We start from the raw sequence: 17,558 nt of genomic DNA, 5'->3' as shown, positions 1-17,558 counted from the left end.
GGGGACGGGTATTGACATCGCTTGGGCCAAATCCTATCCTGAGTAGGTCGGGGCGTGGTAAATGCCCGTCTGATAGGAGGTTTGTCATGGTCAAATCCATTCCGGAAGGATTTCACAGTGTCACAGCCATGTTCATGTTCAAGGACTGCCGCAAGGCAATCGATTTTTACAGAAACGCGTTCGGCGCCGTAGAGAGATACGCGATGCCGGGACCGGACGGGAAGGGAATCATGCACGCCGAGCTCATGGTGGGTGATTCCATCATCATGATGGGGGACGAATTCCCGGGTGAAAACTGCAAGAGCGCGGAAACCCTGGGGGCGTCGCCGATCAGCTTCTACCTTTACGTGGAGAACGTCGACGCGGCCTTCAGACGCGCGCTGGAAGCGGGAGCCATCGAGAAGATGGAGGTCCAGGACATGTTCTGGGGAGACCGGGCCGGTTCATTACAGGATCCCTTCGGCTACAACTGGATGCTGGCGACCCATACCAGGGACCTGACCCCCGAAGAGATCAGGGAAGGGGCCAAGGCCGCCTTTGCACAAGTGCCCAAGGAAATAAAAGAGATCAAATCATAACGCGTGCTGCCGCTTGCGGCACCCGGATGCGCCATCGGCGGCGTGACCGCGGGGGCCGCAAGCGCAGGAAAGGTTGTCAGTCATGAAAAGCATGTTGCGCATAATCGCCATCACCGCGCTCATGGGAGCGCAACTCGCCGGTGCCGAAACGTACTGGTACACAGGGGACGAGCGCTGCCGGCCTCCCAAGGACGACGGCACCTATTCGGCGCCCTACGATGCCAAAGAACATCCCGGGGAGTTCCCGACCTTTCCCGGCGCCGATAAGCCGGGATGGTTCTGCAGCTACCAGCGGGAGGACGGGGTCATGGTCCAGCACGGCAACAGCATGACCCCGCAGCAGCAATGGCTGGCGGTCTGGGCCGCCGGCGCCAATAGCATGAATTGAGAACAGGAGAGCGGTTGTAGGCCTCAACGAGGAGGTCCGCCATGAAAGACCTGGAAGGGTACGTCATCTTGATCACCGGTGCGACCGACGGCCTGGGTGAAAAGGTCGCCACCGATTTCGCCGCCTTAGGGGCGACGCTGTTATTGCACGGCAGGGATCCGGAAAAAGGGCGGCGGGTGACCGATGCCATCAAGGAGACCACCGGCAGCGACCGGCTGCACTATTACAATGCGGATCTCTCCTCGCTGGCGGAGGTGGAGGCGCTGGCCGACGCCGTCGCCGCCGACTGGCGCGGGCTGGACGTTTTGATCAACAACGCCGGCGTCGGCGCGGGGCCCGATCCCAAGTTGCGGGAAGTGAGCCGGGACGGCTTGGAGTTGCGCTTCGCGGTCAACTACCTGGCGCCGTTTCTGCTCAGCTACCGGCTGCTGCCGCTGGTGCGCCTGCGCGCCGAAGAGGTGGGCGCCGCGCGCATCGTGAACGTGGCCTCGGTGGCCCAGCAGGAACTGGAGTTCGACAACGTGATGCTGGAAAAGGGATACGACGGCATGCGTGCCTACGCCCAGAGCAAGCTGGCCCTGATCATGTTCAGCTTCGACCTGGCGCACGAAGTGGCGGGGACCGGCATCACCGTCAACGCCATGCATCCGGCGTCGCTGATGGATACCAAGATGGTGCGGGAGTGGTTCGGAGCGGCGCGGACCACGGTGGAGGAAGGGGCGCGCTACCTGGAACGGCTGGCGGTGGACGACGAACTGCAGGGGAAGACGGGACTTTACTTCGACCAGGGAAGCCCGAAGCGGGCGGCGGAGCAGGCCTATGACGACGAGGCGCGCCGGCGGCTCAGGGAGTTGACCTTGAAGCTCATCAGCCTTCGCGGTCAGGAAACGAAGGCGTAAAACCTTATTTAACGCAAAGCCGCAAAGGCGCAAAGTAAACCAAAAACACAAGAGGTTTGGATCTGCTGATCTTTGCGCCTTTGCGGCTTTGCGTTAATAATCATGCTTTTGTTTCTGGTTGGCGGGGCGGCACCAGCTCCCAGCAATCTTTATTGAGATCGTGTCGGAGCAAGTGCTGCCCACCGTCCTGCACCAGCACCTTGAAGTAGTTGCCGCTTTTCCCCCAGGTTCTCTCCCATCGGTTACAGTTCCCTCCGTGCTCCGGCCGGTGAAAACCTCACCGCCACGATCCGGATCAATGCCAAAGAAAGCACCAGCGCGATGGTCATGGCGACTTCCCGCCAGTCGATGTCCTTGTACCAGAACGCCATCACTTCTGTCAGCACCGTGACGATGACGGTATCGATGATGTAGGTCACCTTCACCCGCCCTTCGGTGGAATAGGCCAGAGCAGTGCGCAGCACCTCGATAATGGCCAGAACAGTGAGCAGGTCCACCATGATCTGCTTGGAGGCGCCATGAAAATCCTGCTGGAAAACCAGACGCAGGTCGTAAATCGTGCAGCCGACACCGGCGACGATGGCAAGCAGGATGGCGATGATCAGCAGACACAGCACGGCGCGCGCCGACATCTCGTAAAAGCGGTTCAACCTCAGATCGACACTGTTTTCTCTCCACATGGATCGATTCTCCTCTGTTCATGTTGTTTGCGGCGAAGGTAACAGAGGAAGGTTACAGGCTGTTGAGTGCAGTTCTACAATTGCGTGACATCCTCTTCGTGCTGCAGCTTGGCGAGCTGTGCCAGGAGTTTGGCGGTATCGGGGAAGCCGCGCTGGATGTGACGGATGACGCCCGACTTGTCGATGACGAAGGTGGCGCGACCGGCGCCGTAAAGCTTCTGCAACTTCCCGCTTTCATCGGCGATGAGCGGGAAGGCAAGGCCGTGCTCCCGGGCAAAGTCCACGTGTGTCGCTACGGTGTCGCTGCTCACGCCCAGGACCTGGGCGTCCTGCTTCTCAAAAAGTGGCAGCTCTTTCTGAAAAGCCTGCATCTCGCTGGTTCAGACCGGCGTGAAATCCGCGTAGTAAAAGGCGAGCAGCACATGCTTTTGCCCGGCGTAGTCGGCGAGACTCACGCTGCCGAGGCTTGACTCCGCCTCGAACTCCGGCGCTTTCTCCCCCACCCGCGGCAGTCGGGAGCCGATACTGCCGATGGCGGCGAGTGCCGACGTTGCCATACTTCCCAGGATCGATCGTCTCATTTTCATCCCTCCCATTGAATGCGCAGACTGGTCGCCGTGGCGGCGCCACCACGCGAGTGTACCAGAAAACACAAAAAAACCAGCTTCCTTTGCGGAAACTGGTCGGCACGGCTCAGGTCGCTATCGAGTTATGGAGCGGTTACCTTTGCACGTTTTTCCTGCGCCACCAGGTCGCGCAGCACATGCCGGCAAAACCCGTGGCTAGCAGCAGCGCCGTCGACGGCTCGGGAACCGGGCTCGGGTCGCACTTCACGGAGACGGTCCAGGTCCCGTCGTTGAAATTGCGGCCGAAGTCGGCGCCGTTCATGCCGATGTCATAGGAGCCGTCGGGGGAGTTCTCTGAATAGACGGTGTTGCCGGTGCCGTCGGGGGTGTCGGAGAGCCAGATCCACCAGCCGTAGGGGGTGCCGTCGGCCTTGAGGCCGTCGAAGATCTGCAGTTCGCAAAAACCGGTGCTGGCGACATTCATGGTCTGGTAGCCGTCCGACATGATGAAGGAGATCATCTCGGAGCTCTGGTTGTCCGCAAAACCGCGCTCGCCGAAGCTCAGTGGATGGTCGGTGAGCAGGGAGATGGTGACGTGGTCGGCGGGAGTGTAGGTGGGCCCGCCGAACCAGTCGAAGGGGAGGCCGACGTACTCGTAATCGTAGAGATGGGCGTGCGACGTTACCGGCAGAAGCAACAGCACCAGAAGCGCGGCGGCGAGAAGCTTGGTCCTCATGTGTGACCTCCTTTGCTGCTGTCAGTCGTGCACCGATACTGTGATTATATTTTCCCAATGATATTGAAGCAACGGCTAAGGTGTTAAACGGCGGGTAGGTCGTCGCTAATAAGAGAGGCGGGATTGGTGGTGCGGCACCTTGGGCTGGGCGAATGATTATGAGGGGGAGAGGCACCTGCGGAGCCCGTCCCCGTAGGGTTGCGGCGCACCTGCAGTCAGCCAGCGACGCTTCGTTGGTACTTTGCCAGCACCTGCTTTATCACCGGTTGCTCCAGGGAAACCGGAACCAGGTACTCGCCGACCAACTCGCGGCGCCACCACTGCTCGTCGCCGAAGTTGTAGCGGTAGTAGAGGGCGCGAATGAAACGCGGCGGGGCATCGGGAAAGGGATTGTGGCGCAGCAGCCGCAGGGTCTGCGCGTCTCCCTGGAGCAGCTTGATCACGAGGTGTACGAACCAGCGCGAGTGACCACCCTGGGACGGCATCGCCTCGAACCACATCAGCCAGTCCAGGCGCAGGTGATAGGGGGCGATAAAGGGGGGCATGCGCGAGGGATCCCCCGGTTTGCCGCGGAACTCGTAGGGGCGCCAGGCCGCCTCTTCCCAGGCGTGCTCCGCCTGGGTCCCCTCCAGCACGATCTCGTAGCGCTCCCTGGTGATGCTGCCGAAGGCACCGTAGGTGTTGACCAGATGAAACGGGTCGAACGAGGTGTTCATGATTTGCCGCCTGGAGAAGAGGTTGCGGGCCGGCTCGACGCTTTTGGCGGCGACGAGGAGCACCAGGCCCCAGGTGAGCGCCTGGAACAGCGGCGGCTGGGGGATAAGCGGAGCGGGGCGCAGGCCGAGGAGGTGGGCGATGAAGGATCCGTCCAGGGGACTGAAACAGATGACCGCAGTGAGCCAGTTGAGCCAGGCGAAGTTGCCGCTCACGATGATGGAGAGCAGGAAGAGCAGCGAGCCTGCCGCGGCGGCGCCGGCCACCGGCTGGGGGAGAAAGAAGAGGGAGGGGAGCACGAGTTCGGCCAGGTGGTTGAAGAGCACGCCCGCCTTGTGCACCGGCGCGGGGAGGCGGTGGAAGAGACGGCTGAGCGGGTTGGGCATGGGCTGGGTCTCGAAGTGGTAGTCGAGGCAGGTGAGGTCGTGCCAGCAGCTGTCGCCGCGGAGTTTGATCATCCCCGCACCGAACATGATGCGGAAGGCGAGCCAGCGGTAGAGCCAGATCACCGCCCACGGCGGCTCCACGCCGGATGGGCCGAGGAAGACGGCCAGAAAGCCCGCCTCCAGGAGCAGCGACTCCCAGCCGAAGGCGTAGAAGGTCTGCCCGACGTTGACGAAGGAGAGATAAAAGACCCAGAGCAGGAGCCAGACCGTCATGGAAAGGAGGGTGCCGCCGGCATCGGAGAGGCCGGTGACCGCGGCAAGCGACAGGAAGACGCCGGCCAGGGCGACCAGGAAGTAGGCGCGGTCGCCGCGCACGAAGTAGAAGAGGCTCGGGGCATCGCGGAAGGGGACCAGGCGCATGAAGGGGAGGGCGGGTTCCAGGCCGCGGTCGCCGCACAGGGCGCGGAACTGGTTGCAGGCCACCAGGAAACCCATCAGGTAGATGACGCCCAGTCCCCGCTGCAGCATGAGGCGGATGATCCAGTAACCGTCGTCACTCATAAGGGCTCCGTGGAAAAATCAGAAGCGGCTGCGCGAAGTACGCGGAGTATCGGCGCAGCACGCAGAGAAAATCAAATCCCCCCTGTCCCCCCTTTGCAAAGGGGGGAACTCTGGGTGACCGCTTTTGACTTACTTCAAGTCGTTGAGTGCCAGGGTCGCGGCGTGGTAGCCGCACATGCCGTGCACGCCTCCGCCGGGGGGCGTCCCCGAAGAGCAGAGGTAGACGCCGGGAAGCGGGGTCCGGTACGGCGCCAGCAGTTTGGGGCGGGCCAGGAACTGACGCAGGTCCTGTACGCCGCCGTTGATATCCCCTCCTATGATGTTGGCATTGTATTTTTCGTACTGCAGGCAGTTGCGGGTGTGGCGCGCGAGGACCAGGTCGCGGAATCCCGGCGCGAAGCGCTCGATCTGCGCCTCGATCCGCGCGGTCATGTCTACCGTGGAGCCGTGGGGGACGTGGCAGTAGGCCCAGGCTGTGTGCTTTCCCTGCGGCGCCCGTGTAGGATCCAGCAGGGTGGGCTGCGCCACCAGCACGAAGGGGCGCTCGGGGTGGATCCCGCGCCAGACCTCGGCCTCGCCGGCGGTGACGTCTTCAGCTGTGCCGCCGACGTGGACGGTGGCGGAGCGCCGGCAGTCGGCCACGGTCCAGGGGATGGGGCCGTCGAGGGCCCAGTCGATCTTGAAGACGCCCGGGCCGTAGCGGTAGCGCTGCAGCCGGCGCTGGTATCCCGTCGGCAGGCGCGGCCCGGCGATGGACTCCAACTGGCGCTCGGTGACGTCCAGCATTACGATGCGGGCGGCGGGGAGGTCGGCAAGGCTCTTCACCTGGCACCCGGTCACGATCTCGCCTCCCAGCGCGCGGAGGTAGCCGGCCAGGGCGGCGGCCAGGTTGCGCGAGCCCCCCTTGGCCACCGGCCAGCCGGCCACGTGACCCAGCGTGCCGAGGATGAGGCCGAAGGCCGAGGTGAGCGGATGCTGCAGGGGGAGAAAGGCGTGCGCCGACATGCCGCAGAAGAGGGCGCGGGCGGGAGCTTCCCTGAATGAGAACCGGGCCAGTTGGTGCGCCGGGAGCAAGGCCCTCATCCCGAAGAGCGCAGTGGCGATGGGGTGCCGGGGGAAGTGCAATGGCGCCAGCAGGTCCGGGGCGAGGTCGTCCCAGCGCTCGACCAGCGGCTGGAACAGGCGGCGGTAGGAGGGGCCGTCCTTGCCTAGGAGGGAAGAGGTGGCATTGAGGTCGCGGAAGAGCAGGGCGGCCTCCCCGTCCGGGAGAGGGTGGGCAAGCTGCACCTCCGGGTAGATCCATTCCAGGCCGTATTCGGCGAGTGGTAGTGTTTTGAAGAAGGGGGATGCGACACCCAGCGGGTGGATGGCGGCGCAGACGTCGTGCAGGAAACCGGGGAGGGTGAGCTCTTCGCTGCGGGTGCCGCCGCCGAAGGTGGCGGCGCCTTCCACGACAGTGACCGAGAGGCCGGCCCTGGCCAGGGTCACGGCGGCGGCCAGGCCGTTGGGGCCGGAACCCACTACTACGGCATCGATGTCACTCCCCTTGGTCATCGGCAGATCCTTGACAGCCGGAATGAAAACACGAGGTTCAAGTCTAACAAACACAAGACCATTGGCCACGGAGAAAATCTGAGGAAAATCTGAGAAAAGCGAAAATCGAACTGCAAACCGGTCACAAGGAGGAAATCTGAGGACATCTGAGAAAAACGAGACGGGAGAGGAAAAGCGAAGCGTTTGACCGGGGAGTGGGGGCGCCGGCCGCCCCGAACCAACGGGGCGGCGGCTGGCGCTGGGACAGTTACTTGTGGGCGTGGCGGATGCCGAGCATCATGCGGCCGGGACCGGGGACGCCGGTGGGGACGAAGGCTACCTGGTCGCCGGGATGCACTTCGTGGTCCAGGGCATAAGCCTTGTGGTTGACGAAAACCGCCTCGATCTTCTCCATGGGAAGACCGAGATCCCGGGCGATGGCTGCCGCGGAACAGCCTTCCTCGGGAACCGCTACCTCGGCCTGGGAAGGAAGACCATGGTCTTTCCTGAAGGTGTGCAGCAGGCCGAACATCCGTACCGTCGTGTTTGCTTTCGATGACATGTCTGACTCCTCTCTTTGTTGTGACATTGCGGGCGGTGCTTCACCGTTTCATGCTGCAACTGCCGGGAGTGAGGCATCGTGCCGTTGGTCGAACGATCGTTCGGTAAAAAGTTTACACTATAAATGGGGGGATGGGAAGTGTGAGAGTGAGGGGTAATGGGAATTATGGGAGTGATGGGAATAATGGGAGTCATGGGAAGGCAGGAGACTCAGAGACTGGGAGGGCGGTGTGCTGTGTGCTGTGTGCGGGGGGCTGGGGGAAGACAGTGGAGAGGGCAGAGGGAGTTGCGGGCCGGGAGGCCCGCAACTCTTATAACTGAGACGGCTGCGGCTACTTGCCACGGTTCAGGGCTAGCAACAGCAGCTCGACGAGATGCAGCGGCTTCCGGTCGGTGGCTTGCAAGATCTGGGTGCGACAACTGAAACCGTCGGCAACGATGTAGTCGCCCTGAGCGGCTTTCCTGACCACGGGGAGCAGCCCCATCTCGCCGATACGCATGGATATCTCGTACTTCCCTTTCTCGAAACCGAAGGAACCGGCCATGCCGCAACAGCCCTGCTGCGGCTCGATTACGGTGAGCCCCATCTGCTTGAACAGCTCGTGCCCGGCTTCCGGGTTCAACAGCGCCTTCTGGTGACAGTGGGCCTGGTACACGATAGTCCCGGAAAGCTTGGGCACCGTGAGTCCTTCCCTCTTCATGAACTCGGACATGGTCACGGTGAGACTGGTGACGCGCTTGCCGTCCTCGTGCTGGGGGTAGAGCTCGGATAGCTCGTCGCGGAAAACGGCGGCGGTGCTCGGCTCCAGGATCAACACCGGGATCCCCTCACGCACATAAGGACTCAAAATCCCGACGGCCTTGAGGATCTTCTTCCTGGCATACTCGATCATGCCGTAGTCGATGGGGGGACGCACGGCGGGGGGGCACTTTTCCGGGATGACGACCTGGTAGCCGTAGTGGGTCAGGACCGCGAAGGCGGCCTTCAGAGTCTCCGGGAAGAAACAGTCGTTGAAAATGTCGGGGTAGAGCACGACGCGGCGCCCTTCGCTGCGACCGCCGTGTTTGCCGTTTTTGTACCAGGCGGTGAAGGTCTCCGGGGCGAAGCGGGGCATGCTCCGCTCGGGGGCGATGCCGCCCAACGCCTTGGTGATGCCGGAGAGCACCGGGGTCTGGCCCATGAAGTTGGCCAGTCCCGGGACCTTGGCGCCCAAGGCACCCCAGATCCCGAACAATCCCATGGAGTAAGCGGGGAGCGGACGGAGCCGGTGCCGGTAGTGGTGGTGCAGAAACTCGGCCTTGTAGGTGGCCATGTCGACGTTGACCGGGCAGTCGGTCTTGCACCCCTTGCAGGAAAGACAGAACTCCAGGGATTCCAGCACTTCTTTGCTGTGCCAGCCGTCGGCCACGAAGTCGCCGCGGAACATCTCGAACAGGAGGTGCGCCCGCCCTCTTGTGGTGTGCTTCTCCTCCAGGGTGGCCAGAAAGCTCGGGCACATGAAGGCGTCGTGGGTGCGGCGGCACTTGCCCACGCCGACGCAACGCAGGATGGCGCGCGGGAAGCTGCCGTCATCGTTGGGGAAACGAAAACGGGTCTCGGGCTGCCAGGGGTTGTACTCCGGCCCCAGCCTGAGGTTCTGGTCGGGTCGGAAGGGCTCCACGACCTTGCCGGGATTCATCTTCCATTGCGGGTCCCACAGCTCCTTGAAGCGCCGGAAGGCCTCCAAAAGCTCGGGGCCGTACATCTTTTCCAGGTACATCGCCTTGGACTGCCCGTCGCCGTGCTCGGCGGAGAACGAGCCGCCGTAGCGGACCACGAGGTCGGTGGCCTTGTCCAGAAAGCTCAGGTAGTTCTGCACCCCCTGGTGGGTGAAGAGGTCGAAGGAGATGCGGCAGTGGATGCAGCCGTCGCCGAAGTGGCCGTAGAGCGACGCGATCAGTCCGTGCTCCTTCAGGAGGGCGTGGAAATCGCGCAGGTAGGGGCCCACCTTTTCCGGGGGGACGGCGGCGTCCTCCCATCCCGGCCACCCCAGCGGCACGCCCGGGACGTTGGCGGTGGCGCCGAGGCCAGATTCCCGCACATCCCAGACCATCTTCTCCTCCTTCTTGTCGGTAAATAGCTTCATGGAGGGCGGGTTGTGCCGTTTGCCGATCTTCTTCATGGCCTGGCGCGCCTTGTGGTCGGCTTCCTCCTTGGTGTCGCCGCCGAACTCGGCCAAGAGCCACCCCTTCCCCTCGGGAAGCAGCTCGACGTCCTCGGGGTGCAGTTTCTTCTTCTTCATGAACTTGATGAGGAGCTCGTCCAGCCCCTCGAGCCCCACCGGCCCGAATTCCATCAGGGCGCCGATGTCGTCGCCGGCGCTGTAGACGTCGGGGTAGCCCAGCACCAGGAGCGTCCGCGCCGGCGGGCTGTGCACCAGGCGCACGGTCGCCTCGAGCACGGTGATGCAGGTCCCCTCGGTCCCCACCAGGGCGCGCGCCACGTTGAAGCCGTTCTCCGGGAGGAGGTCGTCAAGGTTGAACCCGGAAACCCGGCGCGGGATCTTCGGATAGCGGCGCCGGATCAGCCGGTCGTAGCGGTCGCGGATGTCGCGCAGACCGGCGTAGATCTCGCCCCGCCTGCCGCCCGCGGCGATGATGCGCTCCAGCTCCTCTTCGCTGGTCGGGCCGACAGTCATGCGCACGCCGTCATAGGTGATCACGTCCAGCTCCAGCACGTTGTCGGCGGTGCGCCCGGCCATGACCGAGTGGATGCCGCAGGAGTTGTTGCCGATCATGCCGCCGAAGGTGTTGTGGTCGTGGGTGGCCGGGTCGGGGCCATAGGTCAGGTGGAACTTCTCGGTTTCGTCGCGCAGCTGGTCCAGGACCACCCCCGGCTGCACCCGCGCCGTCCTCTTTTGCGGGTCGATGTCCAGGATGCCGCGCAGGTACTTGGAGTGATCGATGACCACGGCGACGTTGCAGGTCTGGCCGCACAGGGCGGTGCCGCCGCCGCGCGAGACCACCGGGGCGCCGTGCCTGTGGCAGATCTCGAGGGTCTTGATGACGGCGTCGGTGGTCTTCGGGAGCACCACGCCGATCGGTATCTGGCGGTAGTTGGAGGCGTCGGTCGCGTAGAGGGCGCGGCTCGTGCTGTCAAAACGGATCTCGCCGTCCACCGCGCTGCGCAGCTCGGCCTCGAGTGCCTGTGCGTTCAGCGTTTTGCTTCCCTTTTTATCTGCTTCGCTCATCGCTCCTCCTTGGTCAGATCTGGAATCGTTCCGCCTCCGTCACCCTGAGGGTGAGCCCGTGGCCGGGGCGCTCCAGGTCGGGCGCCAGTGTGCCGTGCCAGGGCTCGATGACCCCGTCGAACAGCATGCGCTCGATGCGGACGTGGTCGTGGAAATATTCCAGGTGGCGGATCGGAGTCGCGGCGCAGCACAGGTGCAGGTGCAGCGCCGGCGCACAGTGGGACGACATGGGAAGGCCCCAGGCGCCGCACAGGGCAGCGGCCTCCAGGAACCCGGTGACGCCGCAGCGGGTGGCGTCGGCCTGGAGTACGTCGACGCAGCCTCCGCGCAAAAGGTCCAGGAAGTAGCCGAGGTTGAAGCCGTACTCGCCCGATGAGATCTCCATCCCCTCCGGCGCCAGGTCGCGCAGCAGGCGCAGCCCCTCCCGGTCCTGGTGCGGCACCGGCTCCTCGAACCAGGTCACCCCCTGGGCCGCGAATTCGGTCGCCAGGGCGAGAGCCTGCTTGCGGGCGTAGCCCCCGTTGGCGTCCACCATGAGCTCCGCTTCCGCCCCGATCGCCTGCCGGGCGGCCCTGACCCGGTCCGGGTCCGCCTTGGCATCGCGCCCGACCTTCATCTTGACCCGGCCGATGCCCTGGCCCACCCAGCCGGAGAGCTGCCGCTGCAGCTTGTCCACCGGGTACGAGGTGAAGCCGCCGCTGCCATAGACCGGAACCCGCTCGCGCGCCTCGCCCAAGAGCGAGACCAGCGGCACCCCGAGCAGGCGGGCCTTCAGATCCCACAGGGCGGCATCAAGGGCGGAGACCGCCATCATGCCGATGCCGGCGTTGCCCAGGTTGCGCAGCGCCCCGGTGAGCACCACCCAGCACCCGGCGATGTCCAGCGCGTTGCGCCCGCGCAAGAGGTCACCCAGCTTGTCCTTGATGAGGGTCGCGGCGGCAGGGGAGGCGTAGCTGTAGCCGAACCCTCTTTCCCCCGCGCCGTAGAGGTGGGTCGCCACCAGCACGGTGTCCTCCCAGCGGTAGGTGCCGTCGGATTCGCGCTCCTCGGTGGGGATGCGGTAGCAGTTCACCTCCACCCGTTCCACGATGGACTGTTTCATGCGATTCCTCCCGCGGCGCGGTCTGCTGCGCCGGTGCCGCAGTCATGTTGGCGTCAACCTCGCGATCATCGTCAGTCGGTTATGCCGCCCTCAGCGCCTGGGCGCGGCGAGCCGCCAGTCGTATTGCGCGTACTCGATGGTGAACGATTCGGGGTGTTCCCTTATTTCGCGGGCGGTTTCGGCGTCGGTGTAGCCGGCGACGAACACCGCCACGTCATGCGCGGTCCGGCCCGGGTCGTCGAACCACTTGAAAATGCGTGGCAGCACCAGCTTCCTTTCCGCCAGGTCCAGGCGCGCCTCACGCCCAAGGTAACGCCGCAGCGCCGACGAAAGCTCGTCCTCCAGGTTGGCCGGGGTGAGGACGGTGATGGGAGGCGACGAGGCGGTGGCGGTGTAAACCGCGAACAGGACCCGCGGGTCGCTGGGGCGGACGGAGCGGTGCAGGCGCGGGTCGCCGGGGGGAAGGGGAGGGAGGAGCCACCCCGGCGCCGGTCGGTTGCCGCGCAGGATGCCGTGCAGGATCGCCTCGGCACTGTACTCCTCCCGGTCGATGCGGCATCCCGCCTTGCGATAGAACTTCGGGATCTCCTTCACCGACACCCGCGGCTTAAGCGCGAGCACGGCGTGGATCACCACCAGGGTGTGCAGGTTGCACCAGAAGCTGGTCCGCTCGGCGACATCCTGCAGGCTGTCCAGGTCGAAGGCGGCCAGCGACGCCAAGGCCTCGGCGACTCTCTCCCGCATGCCGGCCCTGGCGAGCCTGCCGTAGTCGGGATGCCCCTCCTCGGCGTGATCGAGGGCCACCTCGGCCAGCAGGTGCGCCAGTTGCTGCGGGGTGGCGGCAGACTTGCCGTGTGGCGCCTCGGGGAGGAACAGTTCAGGGGGCTCGGGCCTGCGCCGTTCGTCCGCCTTGGCGTTGGCGAGCGCGGTGGCGGCGACGATGTACGCCTCGTGGCTGAAGGCCTGCGGGAAGTTGCCCAGCTGCTCCTGCCAGATGGGATCGTACTCCTCGGCCAGCAGGTGCAGGTGTCCCCCCACCTGGTTCACGCGTCCCAACAGGAGGTCCGCTTCCTCGATTTCCCCCTGCTTGGCCAGGTTGGTGATCAGCCACAGCGTGCAGGCGAGGAAGGTGCCGTCGCGCCCTGGGAGCCCGTCGTCGGTGCGGTAGCGGTAGAGGAAGCCGTCCTCGGTGAGGTCCATGCGCAAGGCATCCACCGTGGCCAGCATGCGGGGATCGTCGTAGGGGATGAAGTCGCTGATGGACATGAGCAGCGCGCTGCCGTCCAGGGTGTCGCTGTCGTACCACATGGTGTAGGCCTGCCGTGAGGCGCTCCAGCCGCGCGACTGCACCTCGCTCTCGATGTCGGCGCGCGCCGCCTCCCATCCTTCTCCAGGCGGGAGGCCAAGGTGCCGTGCGATGCGCAGGCCGCGGTCCAGGGTCACCCAGCACATGGACTTGGAGTGGACGTAGTGCCTGGGCTCGCCGCGGATCTCCCAGATGCTCCAGTCGGCCTCGCGCCAGTGGTCCCGGGCGAAGTCGCACATGAGGCTCAGGCCCTGCCACATCCGGGGGGCGGTCTCGCGGTTGCGGCTCAAGGCCAGGTGGGCCGCGATCAGGACATGGCCGTAGATGCTGAACTGCTTCTGGGAGGAGGCCTGGTTGCCGATGCGCACCGGGGCGGAGCCGCGGTAACCCTCCAGGTGGGGCAGCTCGTACTCGTCAAGCTTGCCGGTGCCGTCCATGCGGTACATCACCTGCAGCTCGTTTCTCCTGCTCTTCAGGATCACCTCTTCCAGCCAGCCCAGGTAGCTCTGCACCTCGTCGAAGTGCCCTACCTCGAACAGGGCGGTGAGCGCCATGGAGGTGTCGCGCACCCAGGAGTAGCGGTAGTCCCAGTTGCGCACCCCGCCGATCGCCTCGGGGAGTGAGGTGGTGGCCGCCGCGGCCATGGTCCCCTGCGGCTCGAAGCAGAGGAGCTTCAGCACCAGCAGGGAGCGGATCACCGGGACCCGGTGCGGGCCGAGCTCGTTGAAAAAGCCGGTGCCGCTCGTATGCAGCCAGTCGCGCCAGAAGGCGAGGGTTTCCACCAGCAGGTGTTCGGCGCTCCCTTCGGAGATCGGATCGGGCTCGCGTGCCCCGAAGTGCAGCCGCAGCACGGCCCGGTCACCCTGGCGCAGGTCCCAGACCCCCTCGGCGTCGCCGTCCCTGACCGCGAGTTCACCGGTGCAGGAGAGGGCGACCACGGTGTCACCGCCGTGGGCGACTACGCCGCGTCCCGGATGCAGCGTGAGTTCCGGGGTGACGCGGCCGTAGTCGAACCTGGGGGAGAAGCGCACCCGGAGCCTGATCTGTCCGCTGTCGACCTTGATCAGGCGCAACAGCACGAAGTCGCGCAGGCCGTCCTTCCCCTTGGGCTCGGGGAGGGTGAGGAAGTCGGTGAGGGTGCAACTGCCGCTGCGGGTGCGGAAGCGCGCGGTGAGGACGTTGCTGTCGTCGAGGTAGGAGAGGGTGGAGTCCCATTCCCCTTCCGGGGTGACCGAGAAGGTGCCGCCGCGCTCCCCGTCCAGGAGCGCGGCGAAGACGCTGGGGGAATCGATGTGCGGCAGGCAGAGCCAGTCGATGGCGCCGTTGCGCCCGACCAGGGCCACCGACTGCAGGTTGCCGATGATGCCGTAATCGCTGATGCTGTTGCTCATATGTCGCCCCTTGGCACTCATGTGTGCCCCGGCTGCCGCAGGCACATTGGTGGAGTATAGCGGAGCAAAATTAAAAATCACCAATTTAAATGAACGTGCGGGGGGGCCATGTGAAAGAGAGGCAAAAGCCTCAACGCAAAGGCGCAAAGACGCCGAGACGCGAAGAAAAACTTTAAAAGCTTTTGAATTGTTTACCCCTTGCGCCTTTGCGGCTCCGCGTCTTTGCGTTGATGGTTTAAAAACGAAACAAGCAGAAGCCTGTATTTAACGCAATGGCGCAAGGACGCTAAGAGTACCTAAAGTCCTTTTGTTTTTTGCCTTCTTTGCGCCTTTGCGGCTTTGCGTTACAAAATGGGTTTTCCATCTCTGCATAATCGTTGACATCCGCTCCGTAGTCGTTAAATATGCAGCTGTCTGGCTATTCACATGAGAAGCGAAAGGAAGCAGCGATGCCGACGGTACTGGTGATAGAGGATGAGAGGGATCTGGCAGAACTGGTGGCTTTCCATCTGGAACAGGAGGGGTACCACTGCCTGATTGCCGGGGACGGCAACTCCGGTTTGAGCGAGGCGCGTCGCCACCGGCCGGACCTGATCCTGCTCGACCTGATGCTGCCGGGTATGATGGGCACCGAGGTGTGCCGCCTGCTCAAGGGGGGTGAGCAGACCAGCTCCATCCCGGTGATCATGCTGACCGCCAAGGGGGAGGAGATCGACCGGGTGGTCGGCTTCGAGATGGGCGCGGACGACTACGTGGTGAAGCCGTTTTCCACCCGGGAACTGATGCTCAGGGTGCGCGCCGTGCTGCGCCGCGGCGGCGAACAGGCGGGGAAGGGAACCCCACTCACGCTGGGGACGCTGCGCATCGACACCGAGGCACACCGGGTGGAGGTGGCGGGGGAGGAGGTGCAACTGACCTCCACCGAGTTCAAGCTGCTCATGAACCTGGCCGAGCGGCTGGGGCGGGTGCAGAGCCGGGAGATCCTGTTGCAGAACGTCTGGGGCTACAACTACCTGGGCGACACCCGCACCGTCGATACCCACATGACCCGCCTGCGCACCAAGCTGGGCGTGGCCGGTGACATGATCAAGACCGTGCGCGGCTTCGGCTACAAGCTGGAGGAGGCATGAGGGGGAGCTTCCGCTGGAAGCTGATGGGGTCGTACCTGGCCCTGGTGCTTTTCCTGGGCGCCGGGCTCTACCTCTATCTCTCCGCGAGCCTGGAGCACTCCATGACCCGCGACACCAGCGCCCACCTCCAGGACCAGGCCCGGGTGGCCGCGCTGGTGGCGCTCAAGGAGATCGCCGACCTCGACCGTGACGCGCCGGCCCTGACCGCCTCGCTGGCCAAGGCGATCCGTTCCCGCGTGACGGTCATCGCCGGCGACGGGCGGGTGGTGGCGGATTCCGGGGTCGATCCCTCCCAGGTGTCCCGGCTGGAGAACCACGGGCATCGCCCCGAGGTGATCGCCGCTTTCCGGGAGGGGATCGGCAGCGCGGTCCGCTACTCGGCGACCCTGCACACCGACATGCTCTACGTGGCGGCATCCTTCGGTACCAAGGGGGTAATCCGCCTGGCGCTGCCGCTCTCCGAGCTGGAGGCGGCCAAAGAGCGCCTGAGAAAGAGCCTGGGCGCGACCCTGGCGGTGGCGGTGCTCGCTTCGCTTCTTTTTTCCTACTTCCTCTCCAACATCAATTCCAGGAAACTCAGAAAGCTCGCCGCGGGCGCCAACCGCATCGGCCGCGGCGAGTTCGGCACCCGGATCGCCATCAGCGGCCACGACGAGCTGGGCGAACTGGCCCGGGTCATGAACGAGATGTCGGGCCGGATCAGGCAGCAGCTGGAGCAGATCTCGTCGGAGAAGGGGCAGCTGGACGCGATCCTGGCCGGGATGGGGGAAGGGGTGATGGTGACCGACCGCGAGGCGACCGTGGCCCTGGTGAACCCTGCTTTCTGCACTCTCTTCGACACGCCGGCCCAGGTGGCGGGGCGTCCGCTTTTGGAGATCAGTCGCCACCCGGACCTGCACGCTGCCTGCCGCGAGGTGCTCTCCGGCCGCACCGAGCGGCACCAGGAGATCTCCCTCCCCGGCGGCAGGGAAACGCTGGTGCACTGGGTGCCGCTCCTGGAGGAGGGGGAGCTGGCGGGCGCGGTGGCGGTGTTCCACGACATCACGGCGCTGAAGCGGGTGGAGCGGATCCGCCGCGATTTCGTGGCCAACGTCTCGCACGAACTGCGTACGCCGGTGACCGTGATCAAGGGGTACGCCGAGACCCTGCTCTCCGGTGCGCTGGCGCAGGACCCGGCGCGGGGCGAGCGCTTCCTGCAGATCATCCTGAACCACGCCGAGCGCCTCTCCGGCCTGGTGCGCGACCTTTTGGCGCTGTCCGAGCTGGAAAGCGGCGAGGTGGCCCTGAAGCCGGAGCCGATCGCGGTGGCCGACGCGGCGCGGCATGCGCTCCTTTTGGTGGCGCAGCGCGGCGAGGAGAAAGCGGTGCTGCTCAACTGTGCGGAGGGGCTGGAAGGGCTGGCGGTGCGGGCGGACCGCGCCCGGCTGGAGCAGGTGCTCATCAACCTTCTGGACAACGCCATCAAGTACAGCGAGCCGGGCGGCAAGGTGGAGCTCTCGGCCTGCCGCGAGGGGGAACTGGTGCGTATCTCGGTGCGCGACAGCGGCATCGGCATCCCGGAGAAGGACCTGCCGCGCCTGTTCGAGCGCTTCTACCGGGTGGACGAGGCAAGAAGCCGGGACAACGGCGGCACCGGCCTCGGGCTCTCCATCGTGAAGCACATCGTGCAGACCCACGGCGGGACGGTGCGGGTGGAGAGCGAGCAGGGGAAGGGATCGGTGTTCTCCTTCACCATGCCGGTTGCCTAATTGCTTCCCCCTGATCGCTGCCTCCACCCCCCTCACGTTGGCAGCAAGG

Annotated in this window: 14 protein-coding genes; 5 read left to right on the top strand and 9 right to left on the bottom strand. The window is 64.8% G+C overall.

Annotated features, from left to right (window positions below; genetic code table 11):
* Positions 1 to 86 precede the first annotated feature (86 nt).
* The 3 genes from JFN91_RS19890 (at position 87) to JFN91_RS19880 (ending at position 1,865) form a co-directional block, all read left to right on the top strand.
* Complete coding sequence (locus JFN91_RS19890; RefSeq protein WP_199390892.1) at positions 87 to 578, top strand: VOC family protein; 492 nt, start codon at positions 87 to 89, stop codon at positions 576 to 578.
* An 82-nt stretch (positions 579 to 660) separates the two neighbouring features.
* Entirely contained in the window at positions 661 to 966 is a 306-nt protein-coding gene (locus tag JFN91_RS19885) for a hypothetical protein (RefSeq protein ID WP_199390891.1), read from the top strand.
* A gap of 41 nt (positions 967 to 1,007) precedes the next feature.
* Positions 1,008 to 1,865, top strand: coding sequence for an SDR family NAD(P)-dependent oxidoreductase (locus tag JFN91_RS19880; RefSeq protein WP_199390890.1), 858 nt, complete (start codon positions 1,008 to 1,010; stop codon positions 1,863 to 1,865).
* Between the two features lie 242 nt (positions 1,866 to 2,107).
* On the opposite strand, the gene JFN91_RS19875 is transcribed toward JFN91_RS19880, so the two are convergent.
* The 9 genes from JFN91_RS19875 to JFN91_RS19835 form a co-directional block, all read right to left on the bottom strand.
* On the bottom strand, positions 2,108 to 2,545 hold the full coding sequence (locus tag JFN91_RS19875) for a phosphate-starvation-inducible PsiE family protein (RefSeq protein ID WP_199390889.1): 438 nt from the start codon (positions 2,543 to 2,545) through the stop codon (positions 2,108 to 2,110).
* Between the two features lie 74 nt (positions 2,546 to 2,619).
* Positions 2,620 to 3,126, bottom strand: a complete 507-nt coding sequence (locus JFN91_RS19870; RefSeq protein ID WP_199390888.1) for a peroxiredoxin family protein — start codon at positions 3,124 to 3,126, stop codon at positions 2,620 to 2,622.
* 139 nt (positions 3,127 to 3,265) lie between these two features.
* A complete protein-coding gene (locus JFN91_RS19865) occupies positions 3,266 to 3,847 on the bottom strand; it encodes a PEP-CTERM sorting domain-containing protein (RefSeq protein WP_199390887.1) in 582 nt (193 codons plus the stop codon).
* A 215-nt stretch (positions 3,848 to 4,062) separates the two neighbouring features.
* A complete protein-coding gene (locus JFN91_RS19860; RefSeq protein WP_199390886.1) occupies positions 4,063 to 5,508 on the bottom strand; it encodes a lipase maturation factor family protein in 1,446 nt (481 codons plus the stop codon).
* A gap of 129 nt (positions 5,509 to 5,637) precedes the next feature.
* On the bottom strand, positions 5,638 to 7,062 hold the full coding sequence (locus tag JFN91_RS19855; RefSeq protein ID WP_199390885.1) for a phytoene desaturase family protein: 1,425 nt from the start codon (positions 7,060 to 7,062) through the stop codon (positions 5,638 to 5,640).
* A gap of 247 nt (positions 7,063 to 7,309) precedes the next feature.
* Entirely contained in the window at positions 7,310 to 7,603 is a 294-nt protein-coding gene (locus tag JFN91_RS19850) for a MoaD/ThiS family protein (RefSeq protein ID WP_199390884.1), read from the bottom strand.
* A gap of 331 nt (positions 7,604 to 7,934) precedes the next feature.
* The gene (locus JFN91_RS19845; protein ID WP_199390883.1) at positions 7,935 to 10,832 is read right to left on the bottom strand and encodes an FAD-binding and (Fe-S)-binding domain-containing protein; all 2,898 of its coding nucleotides are present in this window, start codon (positions 10,830 to 10,832) and stop codon (positions 7,935 to 7,937) included.
* A 13-nt stretch (positions 10,833 to 10,845) separates the two neighbouring features.
* The gene (locus JFN91_RS19840) at positions 10,846 to 11,934 is read right to left on the bottom strand and encodes an enolase C-terminal domain-like protein (protein ID WP_199390882.1); all 1,089 of its coding nucleotides are present in this window, start codon (positions 11,932 to 11,934) and stop codon (positions 10,846 to 10,848) included.
* A 90-nt stretch (positions 11,935 to 12,024) separates the two neighbouring features.
* Positions 12,025 to 14,631 (bottom strand): glycoside hydrolase family 15 protein, encoded by a 2,607-nt coding sequence (locus JFN91_RS19835; protein ID WP_199390881.1) that lies wholly within the window; start codon positions 14,629 to 14,631, stop codon positions 12,025 to 12,027.
* Positions 14,632 to 15,080: 449 nt separating this feature from the next.
* Between JFN91_RS19835 and JFN91_RS19825 the strand changes: the two genes are divergently transcribed.
* Complete coding sequence (locus JFN91_RS19825; RefSeq protein WP_199390879.1) at positions 15,081 to 15,761, top strand: response regulator; 681 nt, start codon at positions 15,081 to 15,083, stop codon at positions 15,759 to 15,761.
* The gene (gene pnpS / locus JFN91_RS19820) at positions 15,758 to 17,509 is read left to right on the top strand and encodes a two-component system histidine kinase PnpS (protein ID WP_199390878.1); all 1,752 of its coding nucleotides are present in this window, start codon (positions 15,758 to 15,760) and stop codon (positions 17,507 to 17,509) included. Before JFN91_RS19825 ends, pnpS begins: the two co-directional genes overlap by 4 nt.
* Positions 17,510 to 17,558: the final 49 nt, after the last annotated feature.

This window comes from Geomonas anaerohicana (assembly GCF_016458305.1).
Lineage (GTDB): Bacteria > Desulfobacterota > Desulfuromonadia > Geobacterales > Geobacteraceae > Geomonas > Geomonas anaerohicana.
The sequence above is the reverse complement of the archived record's forward strand: the minus strand, read 5'-3'. Positions and strand labels throughout refer to the sequence as shown.

Excerpts from the sequence above, each read along its gene's own strand:
- JFN91_RS19890 (WP_199390892.1), top strand. The coding sequence starts at position 87 with ATGGTCAAATCCATTCCGGAAGGATTTCACAGTGTCACAGCCATGTTC.
- JFN91_RS19885 (WP_199390891.1), top strand. The coding sequence starts at position 661 with ATGAAAAGCATGTTGCGCATAATCGCCATCACCGCGCTCATGGGAGCG.
- JFN91_RS19880 (WP_199390890.1), top strand. The coding sequence starts at position 1,008 with ATGAAAGACCTGGAAGGGTACGTCATCTTGATCACCGGTGCGACCGAC.
- JFN91_RS19875 (WP_199390889.1), bottom strand. The coding sequence starts at position 2,545 with ATGTGGAGAGAAAACAGTGTCGATCTGAGGTTGAACCGCTTTTACGAG.
- JFN91_RS19865 (WP_199390887.1), bottom strand. The coding sequence starts at position 3,847 with ATGAGGACCAAGCTTCTCGCCGCCGCGCTTCTGGTGCTGTTGCTTCTG.
- JFN91_RS19860 (WP_199390886.1), bottom strand. The coding sequence starts at position 5,508 with ATGAGTGACGACGGTTACTGGATCATCCGCCTCATGCTGCAGCGGGGA.
- JFN91_RS19855 (WP_199390885.1), bottom strand. The coding sequence starts at position 7,062 with ATGACCAAGGGGAGTGACATCGATGCCGTAGTAGTGGGTTCCGGCCCC.
- JFN91_RS19850 (WP_199390884.1), bottom strand. The coding sequence starts at position 7,603 with ATGTCATCGAAAGCAAACACGACGGTACGGATGTTCGGCCTGCTGCAC.
- JFN91_RS19845 (WP_199390883.1), bottom strand. The coding sequence starts at position 10,832 with ATGAGCGAAGCAGATAAAAAGGGAAGCAAAACGCTGAACGCACAGGCA.
- JFN91_RS19840 (WP_199390882.1), bottom strand. The coding sequence starts at position 11,934 with ATGAAACAGTCCATCGTGGAACGGGTGGAGGTGAACTGCTACCGCATC.
- JFN91_RS19835 (WP_199390881.1), bottom strand. The coding sequence starts at position 14,631 with ATGAGCAACAGCATCAGCGATTACGGCATCATCGGCAACCTGCAGTCG.
- JFN91_RS19825 (WP_199390879.1), top strand. The coding sequence starts at position 15,081 with ATGCCGACGGTACTGGTGATAGAGGATGAGAGGGATCTGGCAGAACTG.
- pnpS (WP_199390878.1), top strand. The coding sequence starts at position 15,758 with ATGAGGGGGAGCTTCCGCTGGAAGCTGATGGGGTCGTACCTGGCCCTG.